A 23,354-nucleotide genomic window follows, 5' to 3' on the forward strand; every position below is an offset into this window, starting at 1 on the left:
TCACTCGGAGTTGGATAATGCAAGAACTTTACACACAATCCTCGGCTGGTATTTCCTCACTGGAAGTCAGTAAGGTTTTGCGTAATACCTATGCACTGTTGGCTATGACCGTAGCCTTTAGCGCCGTTACCGCCGCTATATCCATGGCCATTAACTTTCCTTACATGGGCCTTTGGATGTTGCTCCCCTATATGGGGCTGCTCTATGCCGTTGAAAAAACTAAAAATGGCCCAGCCGGGCTTTTTTGGGTGTTTGCCCTCACCGGTTACATGGGTCTTACCCTTGGCCCCATGCTCAGTTTTTCCATCGGTATGTCTGGCTATGAGCCACTCATTATGGCCTTAGGCGGCACCGCGTTAATTTTCTTTGGTCTGTCTGGCTATGTGCTAGTTACCCGCAAAGATATGAGCTTTTTAACCGGCTTTATCATGACCGGTTTTATCGTGGCCTTCATCGCTATGCTGGCAGCGGCCTTCCTGAACATCAGCGGCCTCTCACTGGCCGTTAGCTGTATGTTCCTAGTGCTGTCTTCACTGCTGATTATGTGGCAAACCAGCGGCATTATTCACGGCGGCGAAACCAACTACATCTCTGCAACCGTTACGCTTTATGTCAGCCTTTACAATATTTTCACCATATTGTTGAGTTTCTTGACCGGTCGCGACTAATTATTTGTACCCTACTAATTAACGGCTCCGCTCTTGCGGGGCCGTTTTTGTTTAAGCCCTGTGTGCCCTAATCAGTGAAATATTTAATCGTTGTTAACGCCCCCCCCGGCTCGGTTTCATCCGCGCAAGCGCTGGCCTTCGCCAACGCACTGCTGAACAAACAACACACTATCGAAACGTTGTTCTTTGTTGATGAGGGCGTAAAAAATGCTGAGGATCATCCGTGGGCACAATTTTTAAGGGAACGCCAATTAACGGCAACGATTTGCGTAAACTCTGTTGAAGCATACCTTCCCGATTATTCCAGCAACGCCCATAACCCCTTTCAAATTGCAGGTATGGCGCAACTGGCAGCGGCATTGGCTAGCTGCGATCGCACGCTAACCTTTGGCTCACGAACAGACCAGGGTGCCGCCACATGAACAATACCCTTATCACCCTAAGCCCAAAAACCAGCAAGCATCAAATTCAGGCGGCCTTTGATGCTGCAACCACCCTTCTTATTTTTGATCAAAACGTTCAGCTTTTTATACTCGCAGATTCAAACGCGGCGAGTAGCGAGGCGTTTGTGAAAACAATTGAACCAATACTGCAGAAATTCTGCCAAAATTTCGATTCCGTGAACATCTTTTGCGTAAGCCGTAATCCAGTTGGTCTGCTAAAAACGATTCCCTGTAATAATGAACAATGGAACAACCACCTGCATGCGGCCAGTGCCGTATTAAATTTTTAGGGCTCCCCCCAACCATGCTTCACCTGCTAAATTTTGAACAATGCCTACCGACAAGTGAGCAACTCGTTCTGCTGGTAAATAGTATTTCGGTAGACACCGATACCGTTGTTTTTATGAATACCCCCAAAAACAACAGCGCTAACGCCTCCATAGAAGCCATTATTACCACCGGATGCGATTTTTACAGCCTGCGCGAACTGTCAGATGTCTCCTTGCCTATACCCACTATAACAATGGACGATCTGGTCAATTTAACCGAAACCCATAACCCTATTAATAGCTGGTACTAACGTAATGCAACCGAGCGATTCAGACAATACGAGCGCCTACCAAATACAGCTCAACGAAAAAACAGAAAAAACAACCTTAGAATTTGCAGAGTATTCAGCACCAGAACTTGAGGTTTTCCCCTCCCCGCCTTCGCATTTTCGCATGCGGGCCGAATTCAAAATGTGGTACGACAAAGAAACAGAGCGTGTCAGCTATGCCATGCACCAACCCGGTATAGCGAACAAACACTTTACCATTAATGATTTCCCCATCGGCTCTACCACCATTAACGCACTTATGCCGCAGCTGCTTGATAGGCTAAATACTAATGAAATATTGAAACGAAAGTTATTCCAGGGTGAGTTTTTAACTTCCACAACCGGGGAGGCGCTGATATCACTGATCTACCACAAGCCTCTCGACAACACCTGGGAAAAAGAAGCCGAGCAATTAGCCTCTCAACTTAAGTGCAGCGTGATAGGGCGTAGCCGAAAACAAAAAACGGTTATTGGTTCGGATTCGGTCACAGAAACCTTTACCGTAGATGGCCAAGCGTATCGATATCAACAGGTAGAAAATAGCTTTACGCAGCCCAATGCTGTCGTATGCCAGCAGATGCTAAATTGGGCCGTTGATGCTGTACAGGGTATTGGAGGAGACTTACTAGAACTGTATTGCGGTAATGGAAACTTCACCCTGCCGTTATCGAAAAAATTTGACAAGGTATTAGCCACAGAGATTTCGAAAACGTCTGTAAAATCGGCGCTGTACAATATGGCGGAAAATCAGTGCCACAATATAACGGTTGTACGCATGTCGAGCGAAGAGTTCACCCAGGCGCTTAATAAAGAACGCCCGTTTCGCAGGCTTAAAGATGTCGACTTAGACAGCTACGCATTCTCGACCATTTTCGTAGACCCCCCAAGAGCTGGGCTCGACCCCGCAACAGAAGCCCTAGCGGCTCGATTCGATAATATTCTCTACATTTCCTGTAACCCAGAGACACTCAAACAGAACGTCGCGGCATTGAATAATACCCACCGCATCTGCAAGTTGGCATTGTTCGACCAATTCCCCTATACCGAACATCGAGAATGCGGGGTACTACTGCAGAAAAGATAAAGGTTTACACGCTACAGCGTAAGAATATGGTCTCGGTAGCGCTGCTGTCGCTCTAAGTAAGTCTTCGCCGAAGAAACAATAAAATCGCGATACTGACGTTCCTGTTCGAGGCGTTCGCGATCAAAATTCAATTTCTTTTTCGTTGGTAGTGCTTTCCATTCGGCCAAAATGGGGATATGTGAAGTTGCCTGAGCCAACTTATAGAAAGACGCATAGCGCTGCTTTTCGTCGTCGGGCAATTGCAGGCTTTCCATCAAAACGCAGGTTCTTATGCAGGCTTCCGTGAGCGTGACCTGATCCTCTAACGTGGCCCGCAATAACACCTCAATGCTGTTGAGATTTTTCTCCCGATCAACCCGTAATTCTTTTTTTTGTACAGCGCGTTGCTTATCTCGCTGTACATTTCGCAGGTAAAGCTTCCAGTGTAAGTAGCCCGCAATACCCGCCAGCAGTAAAATGACAAAAACGGCTGTACTTATTAAATAACTCAACACAATTAACCCTTTTCCGTAGAGTGATCGTTCGTGGGTAGAGCCTCATCGTCCATCGGCTCTAGCGCCTCCAACTTAATTGATTCGGGAATATTACGGCTGGTTTTCGCGCCCAAATCACGAAGGTGCTCGACCCGCCTAACAAGATTCCCCCTGCCGTCACTGAGGCGCTTACGCGTTGTTTCATAGGCCTCCGATGCTTTCTCAAGGAACTTTCCAATATCGTCAATCGAAGCCAGCAACAGCACAAACTGGTCATAGAGCTTACCTGCGCTTTTTGCTATTTCTTCTGCGTTATTGTTTTGTTTTTCATAACGCCACAAGGTTTCCACCGTGCGCAGTGCAACCATTAAACTCGATGGACTCACCAACACAATATTTTTATCGTAGGCTTCTTTAAATAATGCTGGAGCAGCCTGAATAGCGGCAACATACGCGGCCTCAACGGGAACAAAAATAAACACGAAATCGAGTGTGCGCACCCCCTCTAGTTGCTCATACTGTTTTAGCGACAAGCCTTTAATATGCGCGCGCAATGACTCCACATGGCGTTTTAGTGCAAGCTCCCGCTCGGCAACATCTTCCAAACTGCAGAAACGCTCGTAATCCACTAGCGATACCTTCGCATCCACCACTATATCCTTGCCCTCGGGAAGGTGAACGATAACATCGGGCTTGAATCGCTTACCAGCTTCACTTAAATGGGTTTTTTGCGTTTCATATTCACGCCCCTTTTCAAGGCCAGACTGCTCAAGAAGTCGCTCAAGAATTATTTCCCCCCAGCCCCCTTGCGCTTTATTGTCCCCTTTTAGCGCATGCGCTAAATTGTTTGCCTCGCCACTGATTTTCTGTGCTTGCTTTTGCAGTTCGGCAATATGGCCAACCAATTGATTTCTTTCGCTATTCTCTTTGTGATACACATCTTCTACGCGCTTTTTAAAATCCTTTAATTGATCCTTAAAAGGCGTTAGTACATTTTCGATATTCAGCCGACTTGATTCCGAAAATTGCTTTTGCTTACTTTCGAATAACTTATTGGCCGCGAGTTCAAACTCCCCGAACAATTGGCGCTTGGTCTCCTCCAGCAGCAGCTTCTCCCGCGCTTGCTGCAATTGCTGCTCTTCAAGGCGTGTTTCCAATTGAATGCAGCGTGTCTTATACGTTGCAAAAGCCAACAATTCTTTCCGGAGAGCGTCAAGCTGCTGCTGAGCGCCTTCCAGTGCTGTTTCGCGACGTACTGATGTTAGCTCTGTTTGCCGAAGCTGCTCTTCCAACGTGTTCTCCCGCACCAAAGCCTGAGCCTGCAAAGAGCTAATAGCACTCGCCATATTCTGTTGGGCCGTTTTACTGGCCTGGCGTAGCCACATGAAAGCAATTAGCAGGGTAATAAAAGCGGTTAACGCTGATACGGCCAAATAGTGGGCTAAAGGAAGTAACATTAAATCATTCATAGGGTTTTTGTATCACACGTGAAAGCTTTGCTATTATCAGCGAGCAAACACTTCAGGTAAACAAGGTCTGCTTCACACCGTGTCCACATTACCGAAAATACTCGTCTTTGATTCTGGTGCTGGTGGCCTAAGCATTGCGCGGGAGATTACAGCCGTGCTGCCACATTGCGATCTGGTTTATGCGGCCGACAACGCCATGTTTCCCTACGGCGAAATGGAAGATGACCAATTAATCTCACGCGTACTAGAGGTTATGGGGCATTTAATCGAAAAATTTACGCCAGATGTAGCGGTCATTGCCTGTAATACCGCCAGCACCCTGGCACTGGAAGCCCTCAGGGCTCGATTTGGCACCACTTTTGTTGGCGTTGTCCCAGCTATCAAACCCGCGGCAAAAACGTCCTCAACGAGCGTTATCGGGCTTTTAGCAACACCGGCCACCGTCGAGCGTGAATACACCAACAACTTGGTTAAGGATTTTGCAGACCACTGCCTTGTTGTCCGCGTTGGCAGTAGCAAACTGGTTGAATATGCTGAAAATGAAATAGCGGGTAACCCGGCAAGTAACGAAGAACTTGAAGCGGAACTGCAAAAATTACTCACAACAACAAATCAAACCCCAATGGACACCGTGGTACTCGCCTGCACCCACTTCCCCCTGCTTAAAGAGCGGTTCAACAGGTTAAACGGCTGGCGTAATGTGCAATGGGTAGACTCAGGTAGCGCTATAGCCAGAAGAGTTAAATTCCATCTCGAGGAAGCGGGCAAACTGAAACCCGCACAACTGCGCCCCCAGCCCTCGCTAATGCTCTATTTCACCGATACTGATACACACCCCAGCATCGCTAAATGTTACCAACAACATCTAATAGCCGATAATATTTTTGGCACAATATCAGCACACACCGGGGCGGTTAAAAACTAAAAAACCCCGGAAAGCTTACGCCCCCGGGGTTTTCATTTACCTAGAATCCCTACGTGGGGTTCAGATCAATGTACTTTGATGCTAGAACTACCAATAACATTCTCTTGGTAAGCCGAACCTTCAAACCGACTGTTCTCACGACCTAACTGAGTTGATAAGCCCACCAGCTGCTGCGATTCCATTTCGCTAACTTCACCTGGCTTGCTCGAGGTAATCCCAATAAGCCGATAACTACCATCGGAGTTTTTATTGGTTTCGAAGGTTACAGCACTGTCAGCTAAAGCCGTTGCAAAAACTTTTTGGCGTGTTTGCGGATCGGAAACGGGTGCAGACCTTGAAGCATTCTCGTGGAATGTATAGGTGTATCCAAACTCACCGGCCAACGTTTCAGCCGTTGCCCCACCTTCGACAGCGGCGATAAATCCATCGGCCTTACTTTTAAGAACCTGCTCTACCGCTTTTTCTGTAAGTGTGCCGTTGATCTGCTCGCGAACTTCCGCCAGCGCCTTGAAACGCTCAGGTTGATGCTCTTTCACTCGCAAAACAATGGCTCGGTTAGCTGCCAGCTCGATAACACGGCTGTTATGTCCATCCACCAACACTTCTGGATCAAAAGCCGCATTTCGAATTTGTACATTGGTAGCGATTTCGGTACCGCGTACACGTTCAAACAGTGGGCTAGCTTGTACCGTTAAACCCAACTCAGCAGCTGCACTGTCCAAGTTATCAGAGTCATAGGTAAGCTCTTCTAATAACTCCAAGTTGGCCGTAAAAATCTCTTCAGCTTTCCCGCGCTTCAGGCTAATTTCGATTGCACTTTTACGGTCTTCTAACGAAGGTGCTGCACGTACGCGCTTGTCCAGAACTTTAATGAAATGCACCCCAGAGTCACTTTTAACCGGCGACGAAATACCACCCGTTTCCAGCGCTAGCACTGTATTTTGAAACTCTTCGGGGAAAACACCGTCGAGCATCACACCTAGTGCACCGCCGTTGCTCTTACTACCGGCATCATCTGAATAGGATTTCGCCAATTCGGCAAAATCTTCACCTGCGTTTAATTTTTCTTGCACTTCAGTAATTCGAGACGCTGAGTCATCACCCTCATTGATTAAAATATGGGCGATATCAAATTCCGGAGTAGCATCAAACGCTGCTAATTCCAGCTGATATTGAACCTCAACCTCTTCGGCAGAAACCTTTATACCTTGCGAAAGTTTACTTACCGAGAGTTCTATATAGTTAACCGACAATTTCTCCGGCTCAAGAAATTCAGATTGGTTATCTTGGTAGTAACCCTGAACGTCTTCATCGCTTACGCTAACAGCGTCTGCGATTCCATCTGCTGGCACATCAACCGTAAAAAACGAGCGCTGCTCATTGATAATGGCAACCAAACTCGACTTTTCCATTTCAGTAATGAAAGAAGACGACTCTATTCCCGCATTAAGCTGACTGAGCACCATATTTTCGGCCATCTCCTGCTTGTACATAGCCGGTGATGAACCAATTCGCGCTAGCAAACTGCGATACAGTTGTGCATCGAATTTACCGTCTGTATGAAAATCCTGTTGCGCAACAATCAATGCGTTAACAGTACTTTCCGAGATAGCCATTCCGCCCTTCTCGTTAGACGACAACATAGCTTCTTTCTTGGTGAGCCTATCGAGAACAGGCTGACGCAGATTCTCCTCTTTCAAGTAGTCTGCAGATGGGTCTACCCCCTGCTGGCCCAGCAAACGCTGACGCTGCAAGTAAACCTCTCGCTCAAGCTCCTGACGCGTAATAGTTCTACCTTCCACGCTAGCGGCGTCTGTTCCTGCTACAGAACCTAACCACGAGCTGCCAACACCGGTAATGACCATTGGTAATACAAAAAACAAGACAACAACCGACGCAACGACTGTTCCCTTTAAGTTATCTCTTAACCCCTGAAGCATAATGAACCCCAAAAATTCCTGTGTATCCTGATACGAAAAAAGGCGCCCGTTAACTGCGCCTTTTATTTCATTGATATCTCGTGCTTAACGATTCTTTATTATAATTATTCTGCCAATACCGAAAATCTCGATCAGTGAATAACAGTTAAATTTGACTTCCGACCCAACCAATAAATTAATTTCGGCTACTCTGAGGAGGAGTTCGATATCGTTAAAGCTAATGAACCAACCAATATTCAGAGACAGTAGAATACCGGCCAGTGATTACCCGCTTAGTTGACGGCGTCCTTCAACGCTTTGCCAGCTTTAAAGCTTGGGATCTTCGCGGCTGCAATCTCAATAGGCGCACCTGTTTGAGGATTGCGACCGGTACGAGCGGCTCGTTCTTTTACCAAAAACGTACCAAACCCAACTAATGCAACCTGGTCACCTTCTTTGAGGGCACTAGCGATTGATTCAGTTACGGCATCGAGAGCTCGACCGGCTGCTGCTTTAGAAATATCTGCGGAAGCTGCAATGGCTTCAACCAACTCTGACTTATTCACTTTAATCCCCTCTTTTTATTGGATTAGTCAAATAGACACTAAAAGACTTTACTTTTGCGCACCCCAATCGAAATGATTGGTTGTCCGCCATATTGCACCGTGCAACGACGACACCGCAAAGAATTGCGATTTATACCAACTGGCCGTATACCGGTCAAGAATGAAATACATTATTTAGCTGAGATGCGCATATCTGGCTGTATTTCGATCAACCTAGGGGATATAACGGCCTCAGCCTAATTTTAAACACTCACAGTCCTGAGCTTTATACCGAGACCTTAAGCACAGTAACGATAAAAACCGAATTTAGTGGGTACTGATTCGATTCCCCTCCCCACCTCTACTTTTCGCCTGCGCCTGCGCCTCCAGCTCCTCGTACTCTTCATCGCTATATGGCTTGGGCGTATACTGTAATGCAACCTGAAGTACTTGATCTATCCATTTTACAGGTTTAATAACCAGATCTTCTTTGATGTTATCGGGAATTTCACGTAAATCTGCCTCATTTCCATGTGGAATAATCACTGTTTTGATGCCGCCTCGATGAGCAGCTAACAGCTTTTCCTTCAATCCGCCAATTTTAAGCACTTCGCCACGCAGGGTGATTTCGCCGGTCATTGCGACATCGGCCTGCACGGGTATGTCGGTGAACACGGAAACAAGCGCCGTGCACATAGCAATACCCGCGCTGGGGCCATCTTTAGGCGTAGCGCCTTCTGGCACGTGGATATGCAAATCCCTATTTTCATGAAAATCGGGCTTTATACCCAAAAATTGAGCTCTAGAGCGTACAACGGTCATCGCGGCCTGAATAGACTCCTGCATAACATCACCTAGGGAGCCCGTCTTTACCATTCGGCCCTTACCTTTGACGGCTGAGGCTTCAATGGTAAGCAATTCTCCGCCCACCTGAGTCCAGGCCAAACCGGTTACCTGTCCGATCTGATCCTCGCTTTCGGCCTTACCGTAGTCCGATTTGCGAACACCCAGATACTCTTCAAGTTTGTCCGGCTCAATATGAATGTTTTCGTTGGCCTTTGACTTCACATTTGCAGTAACAACTTTTCTGCAAATTTTTGCAATCTCCCGATCGAGACCACGAACACCAGCTTCCCTTGTGTAATAGCGAATCACATCCAGCATCGTTTCGTCAGCAACGGATATCTCGGCTGGCTTTAAACCGTTATTTTTTATTTGCTTTGGAATCAAGTATCGACTGGCGATATTAACTTTTTCGTCCTCGGTGTAACCGGGGATGCGAATAACCTCCATACGATCCAATAATGGACCCGGGATATTCATGGTGTTTGAAGTACAAACAAACATAACATCCGAGAGATCGTAGTCAACTTCCAAGTAATGGTCATTGAACGAATTATTCTGTTCTGGATCAAGCACTTCCAGCAGCGCCGACGCTGGGTCACCCCGGTGATCCATGCCCATTTTGTCGATTTCATCGAGTAAAAAAAGTGGGTTTTTAACGCCGACTTTCGACATTTTTTGCACGAGTTTACCCGGCATAGAACCAATATAAGTTCGGCGATGACCACGAATTTCGGCCTCGTCTCGCACGCCTCCCAAGGCCATACGAACAAATTTACGATTAGTGGCGCGAGCAATAGATTCGCCCAGCGAAGTCTTACCAACGCCAGGAGGACCAACCAAGCAGAGAATGGGCCCCTTAACCTTCTTTACTCGCTGTTGAACCGCTAAGTATTCGAGAATTCGCTCTTTTACTTCTACAAGACCGTAGTGGTCTTGATTCAAAATTTCTTCTGCTCGCTGAAGGTCGTGGCGCACTTTACTGCGCTTTTTCCAGGGTAGGTTCACCACCCAATCGATATAGGCACGAACCACCGAGGCTTCGGCAGACATGGGCGACATGAGCTTAAGTTTGGATAGCTCGGCCTTGACCTTACTTTCCGCCTCCTTACTCATTCCCGCTTCAACAATTTTTTTCTCGAGTTCCTCGGCTTCGCTAACCTCTTCGCCCATTTCACCCAGCTCTTTTTGAATGGCTTTCATTTGCTCATTCAAATAGTACTCGCGCTGGCTCTTCTCCATCTGCTTTTTCACGCGGCCGCGAATCTTTTTCTCAACTTGATACAAGTCTGCTTCGGCCTCCATAAGGCCGATAAGATGTTCAAGACGCTCGCGCACATCCGAGACTTCTAATATTTCCTGCTTTTGCGCAAGCTCAAGGCTCATATGAGCGGCAACAGTATCCGCTAAGCGGCCTGGGTCATCAATTCCACTCAGCGAAGTCATCACCTCTGACGGTACCTTCTTGCTGAGGTTCACATACTGCTCAAACCGGGAAATAAGCGAACGGGTAAGTACATCCACTTCCCGCCCCTCGGCCTCATCGCGAGCAATGACGGAAATTTCCGCCATAAAGAAGTCTTCCTCCTCCTCGATAGCGTTTATTTGGGCTCGCTGCCGCCCCTCTACTAGCACTTTGACGGTGCCGTCTGGCAACTTCAATAACTGCAGTACCGTAGCGATAGTGGCAAACTGATACAAATCGTCAATACTCGGCTCATCCACAGAAGCATGTTTCTGTGCAACCAACAGTATTTGTTTATCTTCTGTCATTGCCCTTTCCAGAGCAGCGATCGACTTCACCCTTCCAACAAAGAGCGGAATAACCATATGTGGGTATACCACTACGTCGCGTAGCGGTAACAGTGGGAGGCGATTATCGCCAACAACCATATCTGACTGATCCATTTATAACCTCAAACTGGCGGATACAGGAGAGTATTGGGGGCATGAACGCTAAATTACAAGCTCACTAGGCCTCCACAACCGCGAAAGCCACCAAACCCAAACACTACAGCCAAAAAAGGGCCATCGAAGGCCCCTTGTATGTACACATTATGATGCTGAGCCAAACAATTATTCGCCCAGCAGGCCTCTACTCTTCAGGAACGGCTTTAGCCGTGTCTAAATTTCCGTACACAACTAAGGGCTCAGACTCGCCCCTAATAACTGATTCATCAACCACTACCTTCTCTACATTTTCCTCAGACGGCAGCTTGTACATAGTTTCGAGCAAAACGTTTTCCATTATCGAACGTAAACCTCGGGCACCGGTTTTTCGCTCCATAGCTTTTTCGGCAACAGCGTCGAGCGCATCGTCGCGAAAATCGATTTCAACGTTCTCCATCTCGAACAACTTGCCGTACTGCTTAACCAGGGAGTTCTTAGGCTCTTTGAGGATAGTCACCAAAGCGTCTTTGTCCAACTCATCCAGCGTAGCAATCACCGGTAACCGGCCTACAAATTCTGGAATTAAGCCGTAACGTACCAAATCTTCGGGCTCTAGGTCTTTTAGCGTTTCACCGACATTCTTACTGCCGTCTTTGCTCTTAACTTCTGCGCTAAAACCAATACCGCCTTTCTCTGAACGCTCTCGAATGACCTTATCCAAACCGGCAAATGCGCCGCCACAGATAAAGAGGATGTTAGAGGTATCTACCTGTAGGAATTCCTGCTGAGGGTGTTTGCGCCCCCCCTGAGGTGGTACCGATGCAATAGTGCCCTCGATAAGCTTCAGCAGCGCCTGCTGAACACCCTCACCCGATACATCTCGGGTGATAGAGGGGTTATCTGACTTACGTGAAATCTTGTCGATTTCATCAATGTAGACAATGCCCTGCTGGGCCTTTTCAACATCGTAGTCACATTTTTGCAGCAGCTTTTGAATAATATTTTCTACGTCTTCACCTACGTAACCGGCCTCAGTGAGGGTCGTTGCGTCTGCGATGGTAAACGGTACATTGAGCAATCGAGCCAGCGTTTCGGCCAATAGGGTTTTACCGCTACCCGTGGGGCCCACCATAAGGATGTTACTCTTGCCCAACTCTACATCGTCTTTGTTCTTCTTCTGATCTCCGACGCGCAACCGCTTGTAATGGTTGTATACGGCAACAGCAAGCACCTTTTTAGCTTCTCGCTGACCAATGACGTAATCATCTAGGGTCGAGGATATCTCTTTGGGTACAGGAAGCCGATCACCACTACCTTCGGCAGCATTTTCCTGAATTTCCTCACGAATGATGTCATTACAGAGGTCTACACACTCATCACAGATGAAAACGGAAGGACCGGCAATTAACTTACGGACTTCATGCTGGCTTTTCCCGCAAAATGAACAGTAAAGCAGCTTGCCGCTATCTTCATTCTCACTACTATTGTCGGACATTCTCGTCTCCAACCTACTTTCTTCGTTAAACCGGCCAACTCTGATACCGGTATTTGCATACAACCCGTAAAACTAGCGCCGAAACTCTTATTGTGGCCACCGCCCACCACTAGTGTCAACTCACAGATAAGCGGTACTTTGTAAGTGATTGTGAAATTCAGCCACAACACTCACTGCCATTAGGCATCTGCTAGCGAGCGATTCTCCAGTACCTGATCGATCAATCCGAATTTTTTGGATTCTTCTGCACTCATAAAATTGTCGCGCTCGGTGTCCCTTGCTACTTCCTCAACCGTACGACCTGTGTGCTTGGCCATAATGGTGTTCAAACGCTCACGAATCTTAAGGATTTCCTGAGCGTGGATATGGATATCCGTAGCTTGGCCTTGGGCACCACCCGAAGGCTGATGAATCATGGTTCGCGCATTAGGCAAACAACAACGCTTACCCTCGGCACCTGCAGCGAGCAGGAAAGCACCCATGCTACAGGCTTGGCCGATACACATAGTGCTAACATCAGGCTTAATAAACTGCATGGTATCGTAGATAGACATCCCCGCTGTTACGGAACCCCCTGGCGAATTAATGTACAAGTGAATATCTTTGTCTGGGTTCTCTGCCTCCAGAAATAACAACTGGGCAACGACCAGGTTTGCCATGTGATCTTCAACCTGCCCAACCAGAAATATCACTCGCTCCTTTAACAGGCGCGAATAAATATCATAGGACCTTTCGCCCCGGGCTGTTTGTTCTACAACAATTGGAACCAGTGAATTCTCAACTCGGGTAGTTCCCGGTGTAGATCCACCGTAAATGTCAATTGCGGACATATTTGTTTCCACTCCAGTTTGGCTAAATATCTGTTCAAGATTCCATAGTGTGGCTTTACATAGCGCATCAGAATGAATGACGCTCTCGTAAAAATTACCCTATCGAATAAATACGCGAATAATAGTAAAAAAACATTATAAGGGCAGATTACCCACATACAATGATTGTAGACCCAAATCAGGCAAGATTATTCGTTACAACAGGGAATTCCCACTACATAAAAGCGTTAATGGCACACAACTATTCCCCTTCGGCACGTAATTGACTGCATATAAGGCAATTGCGCCGTTAGCCGCCTACCGCTATGACTGCAGACGCCCCAGCATATGTGGCGGTATTGCACAGATTGTACTGATTTTCATCTGCGCAAAAAAAAAGCAGCCCCAGGCTGGAGCTGCTTTTATGAGTACAAATTAGTACCTACTGAGGGTTTTCAGCTGGCTTAACAACCTCTTCATAGCTTACTTTCTCGTCGGTAACCTTGGCCTGCTCTAGAAGCACATTAACTACCTGCTCTTCCAGTGCAGCGGCCTCTACACCGGCTAAAAGCTGCTCATTACCATAGTAGTAATTAATCACCTGCTCAGGATCTTCGTAGGTGGCGGCTGTTTCCTCGACCAAGGAGCGCACCAGGTCTTTGTCAGCCTTCAGCCCTTTTTCCTTAACAAGTTCGGAAATCAACAGTGCCAACGCCGTTCTACGTTCAGCCTGAGTTTTAAACATGTCATCTGGAAGCAACGCCTTCAAATCTAGGTTTGCCGCCGCCTGACCATACTGCTGGACCATTTGCTGTCGCAACGCATTAATTTCGCTGTCCACAAGTGCCGTAGGTAACTCAACAGGGTTGGCTTCCAACAGCGCATTCATTACCTGTTCTTTTAACTTGGCCTTAACGGCACGTAGCTTTTCTCGCTCCATGTTTTCTTTAACATCTTCGCGAAACTTTTCTTCGCCGCCCTCTTCAACGCCATACTTGGCGAAAAATTCATCGTTAAGAGCCGGGAGCTTCTCACCTTTCACCTCAGTGACCGTAACCTCAAACTCAGCTTCTTTGGCCCGAAGCGCTTCCTCTTGGTAATCCTCAGGGAATGTCGCGGTAACAGTGCCGGTTTCACCGGCTTTCATACCGATAATTCCCTTTTCAAAACCTGGAATCATCGCGCCAGAACCCAGCGTGAGGTTATGGCCGGTTGCGCTACCACCTTCAAAGGTTTCGCCTTCGACTTTACCTTCAAAATCAATAATTACCTGGTCACCTTTCTTGGACTTACGCTTAACTGGCGTCCAAGTGGCCTGAGCCTTCTGTAGGGACTCAATCATTTTGTCTAGATCGGAATCAACTATATCGGCTTCGTAGCGAGTAATCGCCAGCTCGTCCAAGCCTTTCAGCTCAACTTCCGGATAAACCTCGAAAGTGGCGACATATTCGATGTCTTTACCTTCTTCTAGCTGCTTAGGCTCAATGGCCGGCTGACCAGCAGGGCGAATAGACTCTTTACTGACGGCATCGTAGAAGGTTCGCTGGATGGTATCGCCAACAACTTCCTGGCGAACACCCGCGCCGTATCGCTGCTTAACTACTTTGAAAGGAACCTTACCCTTACGAAAACCATTGATTCGAACTGACTTAGCCGCATCTTTCAGACGCTTTTCTACTTCCTGGTCTACAACATCGGCAGGTACGCCCACTGTTAATCGACGCTCAAGGCCAGACGTTGTTTCAATGGAAACTTGCATTATGTTCCTCGTAATAATTCTCGAGCTCGCTGATTATTGGCGACCACCTAATACAGGTGATGTTGTCGCCAACCGCGCTACTCATCCAAGTAGTTAAATGGGATATGTATGGTGCGGTCGGAGAGACTTGAACTCTCACACCTTGCGGCACTAGAACCTAAATCTAGCGCGTCTACCAATTCCGCCACGACCGCATAATCTGTTCAATTACAACCAAAACCGCTACAACGTCGAAAAACTGTAGCTAACCCTTTGTTTTTTAACAATAAATTCTTGTTTTTCCACAGTGGGGGTCAATTGAAGGGTGGCAATTGTGCCACAGTCATCCCGGGGGTTCAACACAGGATGTATTGCCCCCTGCAGATTCTTGAACGAAGGTAGTTTAGACCCGCTCCACGATAGTGGTAATACCCTGCCCCAAACCAATACACATCGTCGCCACACCCAGCGTACTGTCAGTGTCTTGCATGACCGAAAGGAGTGTGCCGGTGATGCGTGTACCCGAGCAACCAAACGGATGCCCCAGGGCAATAGCACCGCCGTACAGATTCACCTTTTCATCCATATCGTCGAGTAGTTCCAAGTCTTTCAGAACCGGTAAGGCTTGTGCCGCAAAAGCCTCATTTAGCTCAACCTTGTCAATATCGCCTATAGCCAAGGCCGATTTCTTTAGCGCAGCCTGCGTAGAAGGCACCGGTCCATACCCCATAATCGAAGGGTCAACGCCTGCCAAAGTCATTTCCCGGATTTTAGCGATGGGGGTTAAACCCAAAGCACTTGCTCTCTCTGCCGACATCACCAACATACACGAAGCGCCGTCGGTCACTTGCGAAGACGTACCAGCCGTAACAGTTCCGCCTCTAGGATTAAACGCCGGCTTTAAGCCAGCTAATATCTCTACCGTGGTCTCCGGGCGAATCGTTTCATCCTGTTCGATAAGGGTAGGCACACCGTTTTCGTCATGGCCAACAATAGGAATTATTTCTCGGGCAAAATTCCCACCCCGTGTGGCCGCTGCAGCTCGCTGATGCGAGCGAGCCCCAAACGCATCCATTTGCTCACGCGTTATACCGTGCAGTAGTGAGAGGTATTCAGCGGTTATACCCATTGAACCGGCCGCCTTTGCAATCGACAAGCCCATCGCCGGGTTTTGATTTACGCCTTTATTCATGTCGATGTGGCCCATATGTTCGACACCACCCACAAGGTAAACATCGCCCATACCTGCCTTAATATTCACAGCAGCGGTATGCAGTGCCGACATTGATGATCCACATAAACGGTTAACCGTTTGTCCTGGCACTGTATGTGGTAAACCTGCACAAAGAATAATATTCCGACTGATATTAAAACCTTGCTCTTCGCGCTGCATAACACAGCCCCATATAACGTCATCGATCTCAGCCGGGTCTAGGGCTGAGTTTCGAGCGAGTAGGCCTTTGATAATGGCAACGCTCAGATCGTCTGCCCTCACATGACGAAAACAGCCGTTTTTGGCGCGACCCATCGGGCTGCGCGCATAATCAACAATTACAGCATCTCTAGAATTCAGACTCATGTTAATACCTCACCCAGCCGAGTAGTAAGTAGTTTTATTTTCCAGGTGCTGTTTCATGCCTGACGTTAGCTCGTACAATTTTCCCAAGGGCTGCAGAGGCTGAGCCAGATCGTTAAAACTTGCCATACCTATTGAATCCAACCATTTAAACACCCCCCCCCGGAATGGAGGAAAGCCCAATCCATAAATAAGTGCCATGTCCGCTTCCTCAACAGAGGCTACAACGCCCTCCTCCAAACAGCGCGCAAGCTCGGTTGCCATTGGCGCAATCATGCGCGCAATAATGTCTTCGTCGCTGAACTCTCGCGTTTCGGCCACGTGTGGTTTTAACAGCGCATAGCTTTCGTCAGTCACCACTTTTTGAGGCTTACCTTTTTTATCGGTTTCATAGTTATAGAAGCCTTTACTGTTTTTTTGTCCTAGCCGACCCGCCTCATATAGCACGTCCGATGCCGCTTTAAATGTTTTAGCCATGCGGTCAGGAAAACCTTCGGCCATCACCCCTTCGGCATGCACACCCGTATCTATACCTACTACATCCATCAAATACGCCGGCCCCATTGGCCAGCCCCATCGCTCCATAACCTTATCAACCTGCTGAAAGTCAGCGCCGTCACGCAGGAGCATGGCGAAACCTGCGAAATAAGGAAATAGCACACGATTCACAAGGAAGCCGGGGCAATCATTAACTACAATTGCTTTTTTCCCGAGCGCATTGGCATAAGCCACCGTTCGAGCAACCGCTTGATCCGATGTTTTTTCTCCGCGTATGACTTCCACCAACGGCATGGCGTGCACAGGATTGAAAAAATGCATACCGCAGAAATTTTCTGGTCGCTTTAAAGCCTGGGCCAAATGACTAATGGAAATGGTTGAGGTGTTGGAGCACAAAATCGCATCGTCACGTATTTGAGCTTCTGCTTCCGATAAAACCGCACGTTTAATTTTTGGGTTCTCGACAACAGCTTCAACCACTACGTCCACTTCGTCAAAACTATCATAAGATAAAGAGGGGTGAATATTGTTTAACACAACCGCCATACGCTGTGCATCAATACGGCCCCGCACAACCTGTTTGTTGAGTAATTTCGACGCTTCAGCCAACCCAAGATCGAGGCCTGCCTGGGCGATGTCTTTCATTTTTATCGGTGTGCCTTTATAAGCAGACTGATAAGCAATACCGCCACCCATAATGCCAGCACCCAGAACAGCTGCTCGTTCCACTTTTTTAGTCGCGGCCTTAGCCAAGTTTTTGGCTTTTTTGGCGACCAACTGATCACTTAAAAACAGACCCACTAAATTGTGCGCAACATCCGTTTGAGCCAACTCAGTAAAATATTTGGTTTCTACTTTTAGAGCATCATCTCGAGAAAGTTTCGCACTTTCTTGCATCGCCTTAATCGCGGCAACCGGCGCCGGGTAGTGCCGCCCTGCCTGCCCCCGAATAAAAGCTTTAGAACTTTCAAAAGCAAGCAATGCCTCGGTGTCATTCAACTGCAAAGGCGCCTTCTTCTGTTGGCGCCGAGGCTCGAAGAGCAGCTTTCCTTGCACCGCCTGCTGCAACACTTTTAGCGCTGCTTGAATTAATAGCTGCGGCTCAACTACACCATCAGCCACGCCCGCAATTAATGCGGTTTGAGCTTTTTGTTCTTTACCCGATGCAATCCATTCAACAGCAACATCAAGGCCAGCCAACCGTGGCAAGCGGACTGTACCGCCCCAGCCAGGAATAATCCCCAACTTCGTCTCGGGCAGCCCTATTTTGGCTTGAGTGCTGAGTACGCGAAAATCGCACGCAAGCGCAAGCTCCATTCCACCGCCTAAGCAATAACCATTTATGGCCGCCACCGTAGGGAAGGGTAAATTTTCAATCCGGCTAAATAGCACATTGGTTTTAGTTACATATTGTTCAATTTGACTGGCGCCCTGCGAAAAAACCCCACCAAATTCGCTTACGTCTGCGCCAACAATAAACACCTCTTTACCACTACGCAGGAGCATGCCTCTAATACCTGCGCGCCGCTCAAGATGGCCTACGGCTTGCTCTAATTCATCCAGCGCCATAGTGTTAAACTTGTTAACTGAATCGCCCTGAAGGTCAAATACCAACTCGACGAACCCGTCTTTCAGCTCTTGCAGCTGAAAAGCCTGACCGTTGAATAACATGCTCACCTCTTATTAAAAATGGCGGAAATACATTAGGGAACTACCAAACAAACCTGAGCAGCTTGCTACGCACACCTTATGGAAGATCGTACACTAATGAAATGGCTCGGTAGTGGCACTATTCAATTCGACTAAGTTGCCTGTCGGAATCAACCACGAAACCATCTCTCTGATACGGTAATTAAGGGCACCTTTAATAATTAATTTTAGCCCCTAAGCGGACTGGCAAGTCTTAGTGTAAGGCGGACTGCGTAGCGGAAGGCTGGCTGGTTGCCTTTCCAAGCAGGCCAGCGCAGCAATAAGGATTACTAAGTCGCGCCCTTCGGGGCTGTAGTAGATGCGCCCCTAAAAGTATGGATCAAAATAGGCCCTGACGGTAGCGGCACTGATGGCACAAACCTCACATTGGCGGCTATTTAATCTTTGCAGCTAAACCACGTCAAGATCGTCTATCACTAAAGGAGACGGATATAACCACACACTCCTGGCGGGCATGGTTAGCAAGGCTGTGGGAACGATGAAGCGAGAAGTGAAAGCCGTCACCGGCCATTAGATGGTACTCGTTGCCATCCAAACGCAGAGTGAGGGTACCCTCGACAACCATGCCACCAACAAAACCTTTGCGAATCATCCACTCCGAAGAAATATGAGCGCCAGGTTTGTAGATTTGTCGCGACATATACACACCATCTCGGCGAGCTTCCGTTAGCGGCATAATGCTATTTTCTGTGCCATTTTTCTGCACGCGAACAAAGTCTGCCTCACGAAAAACCGGTGGCGCAATTTCGAGGTTATCGGAAAAAAATTCTTGCAACGTCATCGGAATGGCTACCAGAATTTTTTCAAGAGAACTAATGGAAGGGCTCACCTTGCCCTGCTCAATCATCGACAGAGTGCTGTTGGTGACCTCAGCCCGACGAGCCAGCTCACGCTGAGAAAGGCCTTGCTGTTTTCTTAGGGCCTGCAAACGCGCGCCCCAGCCTAGGCTCTCTTTTTCACCACCAGAACGCTTGTCATCTTCCCTGCTATTTACAACTTCCTGGTCTGACATGGTTCAAGTTCCTAGAATGAATAACCCTCATCGTCACCCAATGTAATCGGCTGAGCATAGCCTGGCAAGCTAATCGCGTCAGGCGTGATCGTTATTTGTGACTCATCAATAAGATCTGTACCAAATTCATAAATGGGATTGAGCTCGCCTTTATCGGCAGACTGCAAATAAGAAGATGCCTTCTCTACGGCCACTGATTGAGACTGTTGGAACACCGCCATTTGCTTTTTGCCGTAGTGCTTCTCCAAGTAGGTATGCACCACACTCGGCGAAAGCACTGTGGCCGTAGCGTTGTTTCCGCCAAAACCCTTGGAGTTAAGAAAAGCAATTTCACAACCGGCAGCCCCACGATTATTATCAACATTTGAGATGTGCAGACGTTTTGCATATACATCATCAGCAACGCCTTCAATGGTTTTAATTCCGGGCACAATACCGTGTGCGAACGAGCCCAAACTGGCCATCAACTGGTCGCCACTGGCGGGCCCCAATGAATGACCCAAATAGGCTTTCACCGCGGCAACTGGCCATGATTCGATGCCGAAAGTCTTGGCTATTTCATCAAAAATTTTCGCCTCCGTTACGCGGTTATGAGGCGTACTGGAGCCGTGGGCATGGACAAAGCTGCGCTGCCGTACGGCCTCCTCACCCATCAGCGTTCGCGCAAGCGATACCGCTTTGGCCATGGTGATGTAGTTTCCGGCACCGGGTGCAGAAATCGATTTCTTGTGACCATCGGCATTGATGTAGACGCCCGGCACCGCGCCAAATACCTGCGCACCCAGTTCCATCGCCAAATCGTCAGCCATTAACACCACAAATTGCGACGATTCCGCCAAAGTAAAACCACAATTTTGACCAAATGGCCGACTTGCGCGGCGATGATTGGCCATATCGCAGGCATTCAAGCCATCAAGCTTGAGCAGGTCAGCATCTGTCGCCAAAGCACTCATGGCCGCATAGCCGTCCATAACCTCGGGGATAATCGGCGCCTCACTAGCCCCAACCAATACCACCTTACGGCGACCAGAACGAATATCCTCTACGCCCTGCCTTAAGTTATACAAAAAAGTAGCGCAAGCACCGGTAACGCCACCCGTAGCCCCCACACTTCCTAGCACATAAGCATTGATGAAATCGGCTGGCATGGTATTCAGACCCATTGCCAGCTGTTTTGATGTTACCCGCGACGCCAGTTGGCGAGCTTGCATCATGCCGCCAAACCCTGTGCTATCAAGCTGGCTCATAACACTGCTGCTATACACGGCAATAGCGTCCGGAGAAACACTGTCGGCGACCACTTTCCAATCAATACCCATGGACTTCACAGCATCACTAGCCGCCAATACGGCGAGCTGCAAGCCTCGAGGGTGGTGCTGGGAGCGATAATGGCTTCCTGGGCTGAACCCACTAGGCAACTGCCCCGCCGCCTGCACCGCCATTTTACTGGTACAGCTCAACGTTAATGTCTGGTTACTATCAATACTGATCTGGTAGCGCTTACCACTTTCATCCATCGGCTCAGCAGCCCAATGATCAGGCAATGGATAGGGTAAGTCTTTACCTGCAATGATGAAGCGAGCAGGTTCCTCGGGATGGGCTTCTAAGGTAATCTTTTTACCCATCGCAGTGTTTTCAACATTAAAAAAATTGCTTTCAATACGCCGTACAAGAGTGCCATTAAGCACGGTACTTTCTTCTGCTCCAGGCTTGTCCATCAGGTACGCCAGAGAATCCACAGTGTGCTGACGTTCAGCTTGTCCCAAGCTCTCAAAAATCATTCTTCGATAGGCCTGGTGTCCCGAGCTACGACCCGCTGAGTTATAACCGCCAAAACCAACTATTAAAGGGAGAAAATTCGCCATATGGATCCCGTATGCTCTTTAACCAAAATAACCAAGTGCCTGATTTGGCACACAGTGTATTGCTTGCAGACAGTAGCCGCGCGGACAAATCGGCCAACAAACCATGGTATATTGGCCACACACAGACAAATGGGACCTTTCAATGATTAACGTCACCGTTCTTCTGCTGGATAAAATGCTGGCAACCAGCGCAACACTTCCAACGGAGTTACTGGTTGCGGCTAATACACAGGCCCGCGCTATGCGCTGCAAAAAGAAACAACACAAGCCCTTCAGCATTACGTTTGCCTCAATGGATGGTGAGGCCGTCTCTACTCAGAGCGGACTAAAACTCTCTGCGGACTGCGCAATCCAGCAGGCACCCCAAGCCGATATTATTTATTTGCCGGCACTTTGGCGAAACCCTGAACCCACGTTACGAACAAACTCCAAAGCTATCCCTTGGCTAAAATCCCAATCGCAAAAAGGAAGCTTATTGGCCGGCGTAGGTACTAGTTGTTGGTTTTTGGCGGAAGCCGGACTGCTGGAAGGCTTGCCCGCTACCACCCATTGGTATTATTTCGACCAGTTCCAAAAACGATACCCCAACGTATTGTTGAAGAGAAATCACTTTATTACCCAGGCGGGTAACATCTACTGTACCGGCAGCGTCAATTCACTGGCCGATTTAACGGTGCAATTTATTCGCCGCTATTTTAATGACACCATTGCCAGCCATGTTGAGCGACACTTTTTCCATGAGATTCGCCGAGCGTATGATTCTTCCCATGCATTTCTGGAATCCAACAGCGCTCACCCCGATGAAGATATTGTGCAAACACAGCTTTGGCTTCAATTAAACTACAGTATTGAAGTACGCCTAAGCGAACTCGCTGAGCAATTCGGCATGAGTACACGCACATTTAATCGTCGATTTAAGGCAGCCACTGGCACTACACCACTGCATTATTTGCAGGATATTCGCCTAAACACAGCAACTGACCTATTGAAGAACACTAACCTTTCGGTAAACGAATCGATGTATCGGGTGGGCTATCAGGATGGTGCTTATTTTACCAAGCTGTTTAAGCAGAAGTTCTCGGTTACGCCTAGCCAGTATCGAACAACCGTCCGGGCTAAACTCTTTAGGCCAGAAGGCTAGACCAGAACATTAGCCCAGCGACGCCAGCGGCTTCCGAAACAAAAAAGCATCGGCCGCTAATACGGTGAACTCAGCTCCCCAAAGAGCAGCTAAATAGTTGAGCGTATCCATCGAATGAAAGCTTATGTGCGTTGGGTCATTTTTATAGTGCCATCGAGCAAACCTATCGCAATCGATTACCAGTTTGGTCATCAACCCCAGCGTACCACCGGGCTTTAAGCAGTGCCAAATACGCGCATACTCAGCTTGAGGTTCTCGAAAGTGCTCTACGACCTCTGTAGCAATAACAAAATCGTAGTGCTTGCCGATAAAACACTTATTGTCGGTATAAAATTGATCGTAATTTTCAACCAGCACACCAAACTTAGCCAACATCGTAGCCACCGCAGGACCGGGGCCACAACCGAAATCCAAGCCTTGCGCGCCTTCCGATAACAATTTTGCCAACGGGTACACTAGCCGCCCCAAAAATTCTATATAGTCTTTATTATCAGGAGAGTTAGTGTGCTTGTCGTACTCACATTTCTCGTCATTACTCTGCAAATGAAAGGCAGCAGGCACGAAAACCAATGCGCACCTCACACAGCGAAAATATTCACGCTTTTTATCACGAAAAAAAGAATCTATATGTTCGCCGAAACAAAGTGGGCAAG

Annotated in this window: 20 protein-coding genes and 1 tRNA gene; 7 read left to right on the forward strand and 14 right to left on the reverse strand. The window is 48.0% G+C overall.

Features of this window, described 5'->3' with window-relative positions; translation table 11 throughout:
* Nucleotides 1–17 precede the first annotated feature (17 nt).
* The 5 genes from H5336_RS01470 to trmA all read left to right on the forward strand — a co-directional run bounded on the left by H5336_RS01470 (nucleotide 18) and on the right by trmA (nucleotide 2,793).
* The gene (locus tag H5336_RS01470) at nucleotides 18–668 is read left to right on the forward strand and encodes a Bax inhibitor-1/YccA family protein (protein WP_185230736.1); all 651 of its coding nucleotides are present in this window, start codon (nucleotides 18–20) and stop codon (nucleotides 666–668) included.
* 74 nt (nucleotides 669–742) lie between these two features.
* A complete protein-coding gene (locus tag H5336_RS01475) occupies nucleotides 743–1,090 on the forward strand; it encodes a DsrE/DsrF/TusD sulfur relay family protein (protein ID WP_185230738.1) in 348 nt (115 codons plus the stop codon).
* On the forward strand, nucleotides 1,087–1,401 hold the full coding sequence (locus H5336_RS01480) for a hypothetical protein (RefSeq protein ID WP_185230740.1): 315 nt from the start codon (nucleotides 1,087–1,089) through the stop codon (nucleotides 1,399–1,401). The genes H5336_RS01475 and H5336_RS01480 overlap by 4 nt, the downstream gene beginning before the upstream one ends.
* Before the next feature lie 14 nt (nucleotides 1,402–1,415).
* On the forward strand, nucleotides 1,416–1,691 hold the full coding sequence (locus H5336_RS01485; protein ID WP_185230742.1) for a hypothetical protein: 276 nt from the start codon (nucleotides 1,416–1,418) through the stop codon (nucleotides 1,689–1,691).
* A 4-nt stretch (nucleotides 1,692–1,695) separates the two neighbouring features.
* Complete coding sequence (trmA, locus tag H5336_RS01490) at nucleotides 1,696–2,793, forward strand: tRNA (uridine(54)-C5)-methyltransferase TrmA (RefSeq protein ID WP_185230744.1); 1,098 nt, start codon at nucleotides 1,696–1,698, stop codon at nucleotides 2,791–2,793.
* A gap of 11 nt (nucleotides 2,794–2,804) precedes the next feature.
* On the opposite strand, the gene H5336_RS01495 is transcribed toward trmA, so the two are convergent.
* Nucleotides 2,805–3,287 carry a DUF2489 domain-containing protein gene (locus H5336_RS01495; protein WP_185230746.1) on the reverse strand — a complete coding sequence of 161 codons (483 nt, stop codon included), beginning with the start codon at nucleotides 3,285–3,287 and terminating at the stop codon, nucleotides 2,805–2,807.
* 2 nt (nucleotides 3,288–3,289) lie between these two features.
* Nucleotides 3,290–4,735: a DNA recombination protein RmuC gene (locus H5336_RS01500; protein WP_246438995.1), complete on the reverse strand. Its 1,446-nt coding sequence runs from the start codon at nucleotides 4,733–4,735 to the stop codon at nucleotides 3,290–3,292.
* Nucleotides 4,736–4,814: 79 nt separating this feature from the next.
* Between H5336_RS01500 and murI the strand changes: the two genes are divergently transcribed.
* Nucleotides 4,815–5,660: a glutamate racemase gene (murI, locus tag H5336_RS01505; protein ID WP_185230748.1), complete on the forward strand. Its 846-nt coding sequence runs from the start codon at nucleotides 4,815–4,817 to the stop codon at nucleotides 5,658–5,660.
* Nucleotides 5,661–5,725: 65 nt separating this feature from the next.
* Here the strand turns inward: murI and H5336_RS01510 are convergent, their stop codons facing one another.
* The 11 genes from H5336_RS01510 to H5336_RS01560 all read right to left on the reverse strand — a co-directional run bounded on the left by H5336_RS01510 (nucleotide 5,726) and on the right by H5336_RS01560 (nucleotide 21,560).
* Complete coding sequence (locus H5336_RS01510; RefSeq protein WP_185230750.1) at nucleotides 5,726–7,600, reverse strand: SurA N-terminal domain-containing protein; 1,875 nt, start codon at nucleotides 7,598–7,600, stop codon at nucleotides 5,726–5,728.
* Nucleotides 7,601–7,872: 272 nt separating this feature from the next.
* A complete protein-coding gene (gene hbs, locus H5336_RS01515; RefSeq protein WP_185230752.1) occupies nucleotides 7,873–8,145 on the reverse strand; it encodes a non-specific DNA-binding protein Hbs in 273 nt (90 codons plus the stop codon).
* A 306-nt stretch (nucleotides 8,146–8,451) separates the two neighbouring features.
* The gene (gene lon, locus H5336_RS01520; protein ID WP_185230754.1) at nucleotides 8,452–10,875 is read right to left on the reverse strand and encodes an endopeptidase La; all 2,424 of its coding nucleotides are present in this window, start codon (nucleotides 10,873–10,875) and stop codon (nucleotides 8,452–8,454) included.
* Between the two features lie 187 nt (nucleotides 10,876–11,062).
* A complete protein-coding gene (gene clpX / locus H5336_RS01525; RefSeq protein WP_185230756.1) occupies nucleotides 11,063–12,352 on the reverse strand; it encodes an ATP-dependent Clp protease ATP-binding subunit ClpX in 1,290 nt (429 codons plus the stop codon).
* 179 nt (nucleotides 12,353–12,531) lie between these two features.
* Nucleotides 12,532–13,182 (reverse strand): ATP-dependent Clp endopeptidase proteolytic subunit ClpP, encoded by a 651-nt coding sequence (gene clpP, locus H5336_RS01530; RefSeq protein WP_185230758.1) that lies wholly within the window; start codon nucleotides 13,180–13,182, stop codon nucleotides 12,532–12,534.
* A 421-nt stretch (nucleotides 13,183–13,603) separates the two neighbouring features.
* Nucleotides 13,604–14,920 carry a trigger factor gene (gene tig / locus H5336_RS01535; RefSeq protein WP_185230760.1) on the reverse strand — a complete coding sequence of 439 codons (1,317 nt, stop codon included), beginning with the start codon at nucleotides 14,918–14,920 and terminating at the stop codon, nucleotides 13,604–13,606.
* Nucleotides 14,921–15,029: 109 nt separating this feature from the next.
* Nucleotides 15,030–15,114: transfer RNA gene (locus H5336_RS01540), tRNA-Leu, on the reverse strand.
* A gap of 188 nt (nucleotides 15,115–15,302) precedes the next feature.
* Complete coding sequence (fadA, locus tag H5336_RS01545; RefSeq protein WP_185230762.1) at nucleotides 15,303–16,478, reverse strand: acetyl-CoA C-acyltransferase FadA; 1,176 nt, start codon at nucleotides 16,476–16,478, stop codon at nucleotides 15,303–15,305.
* A gap of 9 nt (nucleotides 16,479–16,487) precedes the next feature.
* Complete coding sequence (gene fadB / locus H5336_RS01550; protein ID WP_185230764.1) at nucleotides 16,488–18,644, reverse strand: fatty acid oxidation complex subunit alpha FadB; 2,157 nt, start codon at nucleotides 18,642–18,644, stop codon at nucleotides 16,488–16,490.
* A gap of 439 nt (nucleotides 18,645–19,083) precedes the next feature.
* Complete coding sequence (locus H5336_RS01555) at nucleotides 19,084–19,695, reverse strand: helix-turn-helix domain-containing protein (RefSeq protein ID WP_185230766.1); 612 nt, start codon at nucleotides 19,693–19,695, stop codon at nucleotides 19,084–19,086.
* An 11-nt stretch (nucleotides 19,696–19,706) separates the two neighbouring features.
* A complete protein-coding gene (locus tag H5336_RS01560) occupies nucleotides 19,707–21,560 on the reverse strand; it encodes a beta-ketoacyl synthase (RefSeq protein WP_185230768.1) in 1,854 nt (617 codons plus the stop codon).
* 142 nt (nucleotides 21,561–21,702) lie between these two features.
* Between H5336_RS01560 and H5336_RS01565 the strand changes: the two genes are divergently transcribed.
* Complete coding sequence (locus H5336_RS01565; RefSeq protein WP_185230770.1) at nucleotides 21,703–22,701, forward strand: GlxA family transcriptional regulator; 999 nt, start codon at nucleotides 21,703–21,705, stop codon at nucleotides 22,699–22,701.
* A 9-nt stretch (nucleotides 22,702–22,710) separates the two neighbouring features.
* On the opposite strand, the gene H5336_RS01570 is transcribed toward H5336_RS01565, so the two are convergent.
* Entirely contained in the window at nucleotides 22,711–23,262 is a 552-nt protein-coding gene (locus H5336_RS01570; protein WP_313555725.1) for a class I SAM-dependent methyltransferase, read from the reverse strand.
* Between the last annotated feature and the right edge of the window lie 92 nt (nucleotides 23,263–23,354).

Source organism: Teredinibacter franksiae, assembly GCF_014218805.1.
GTDB lineage: Bacteria > Pseudomonadota > Gammaproteobacteria > Pseudomonadales > Cellvibrionaceae > Teredinibacter > Teredinibacter franksiae.

Excerpts from the sequence above, each read along its gene's own strand:
- clpP (WP_185230758.1), bottom strand. The coding sequence starts at position 13,182 with ATGTCCGCAATTGACATTTACGGTGGATCTACACCGGGAACTACCCGA.
- H5336_RS01555 (WP_185230766.1), bottom strand. The coding sequence starts at position 19,695 with ATGTCAGACCAGGAAGTTGTAAATAGCAGGGAAGATGACAAGCGTTCT.
- H5336_RS01480 (WP_185230740.1), top strand. The coding sequence starts at position 1,087 with ATGAACAATACCCTTATCACCCTAAGCCCAAAAACCAGCAAGCATCAA.
- fadA (WP_185230762.1), bottom strand. The coding sequence starts at position 16,478 with ATGAGTCTGAATTCTAGAGATGCTGTAATTGTTGATTATGCGCGCAGC.
- clpX (WP_185230756.1), bottom strand. The coding sequence starts at position 12,352 with ATGTCCGACAATAGTAGTGAGAATGAAGATAGCGGCAAGCTGCTTTAC.
- H5336_RS01470 (WP_185230736.1), top strand. The coding sequence starts at position 18 with ATGCAAGAACTTTACACACAATCCTCGGCTGGTATTTCCTCACTGGAA.
- H5336_RS01485 (WP_185230742.1), top strand. The coding sequence starts at position 1,416 with ATGCTTCACCTGCTAAATTTTGAACAATGCCTACCGACAAGTGAGCAA.
- tig (WP_185230760.1), bottom strand. The coding sequence starts at position 14,920 with ATGCAAGTTTCCATTGAAACAACGTCTGGCCTTGAGCGTCGATTAACA.
- H5336_RS01560 (WP_185230768.1), bottom strand. The coding sequence starts at position 21,560 with ATGGCGAATTTTCTCCCTTTAATAGTTGGTTTTGGCGGTTATAACTCA.
- trmA (WP_185230744.1), top strand. The coding sequence starts at position 1,696 with ATGCAACCGAGCGATTCAGACAATACGAGCGCCTACCAAATACAGCTC.
- H5336_RS01565 (WP_185230770.1), top strand. The coding sequence starts at position 21,703 with ATGATTAACGTCACCGTTCTTCTGCTGGATAAAATGCTGGCAACCAGC.
- fadB (WP_185230764.1), bottom strand. The coding sequence starts at position 18,644 with ATGTTATTCAACGGTCAGGCTTTTCAGCTGCAAGAGCTGAAAGACGGG.
- H5336_RS01510 (WP_185230750.1), bottom strand. The coding sequence starts at position 7,600 with ATGCTTCAGGGGTTAAGAGATAACTTAAAGGGAACAGTCGTTGCGTCG.
- lon (WP_185230754.1), bottom strand. The coding sequence starts at position 10,875 with ATGGATCAGTCAGATATGGTTGTTGGCGATAATCGCCTCCCACTGTTA.
- H5336_RS01500 (WP_246438995.1), bottom strand. The coding sequence starts at position 4,735 with ATGAATGATTTAATGTTACTTCCTTTAGCCCACTATTTGGCCGTATCA.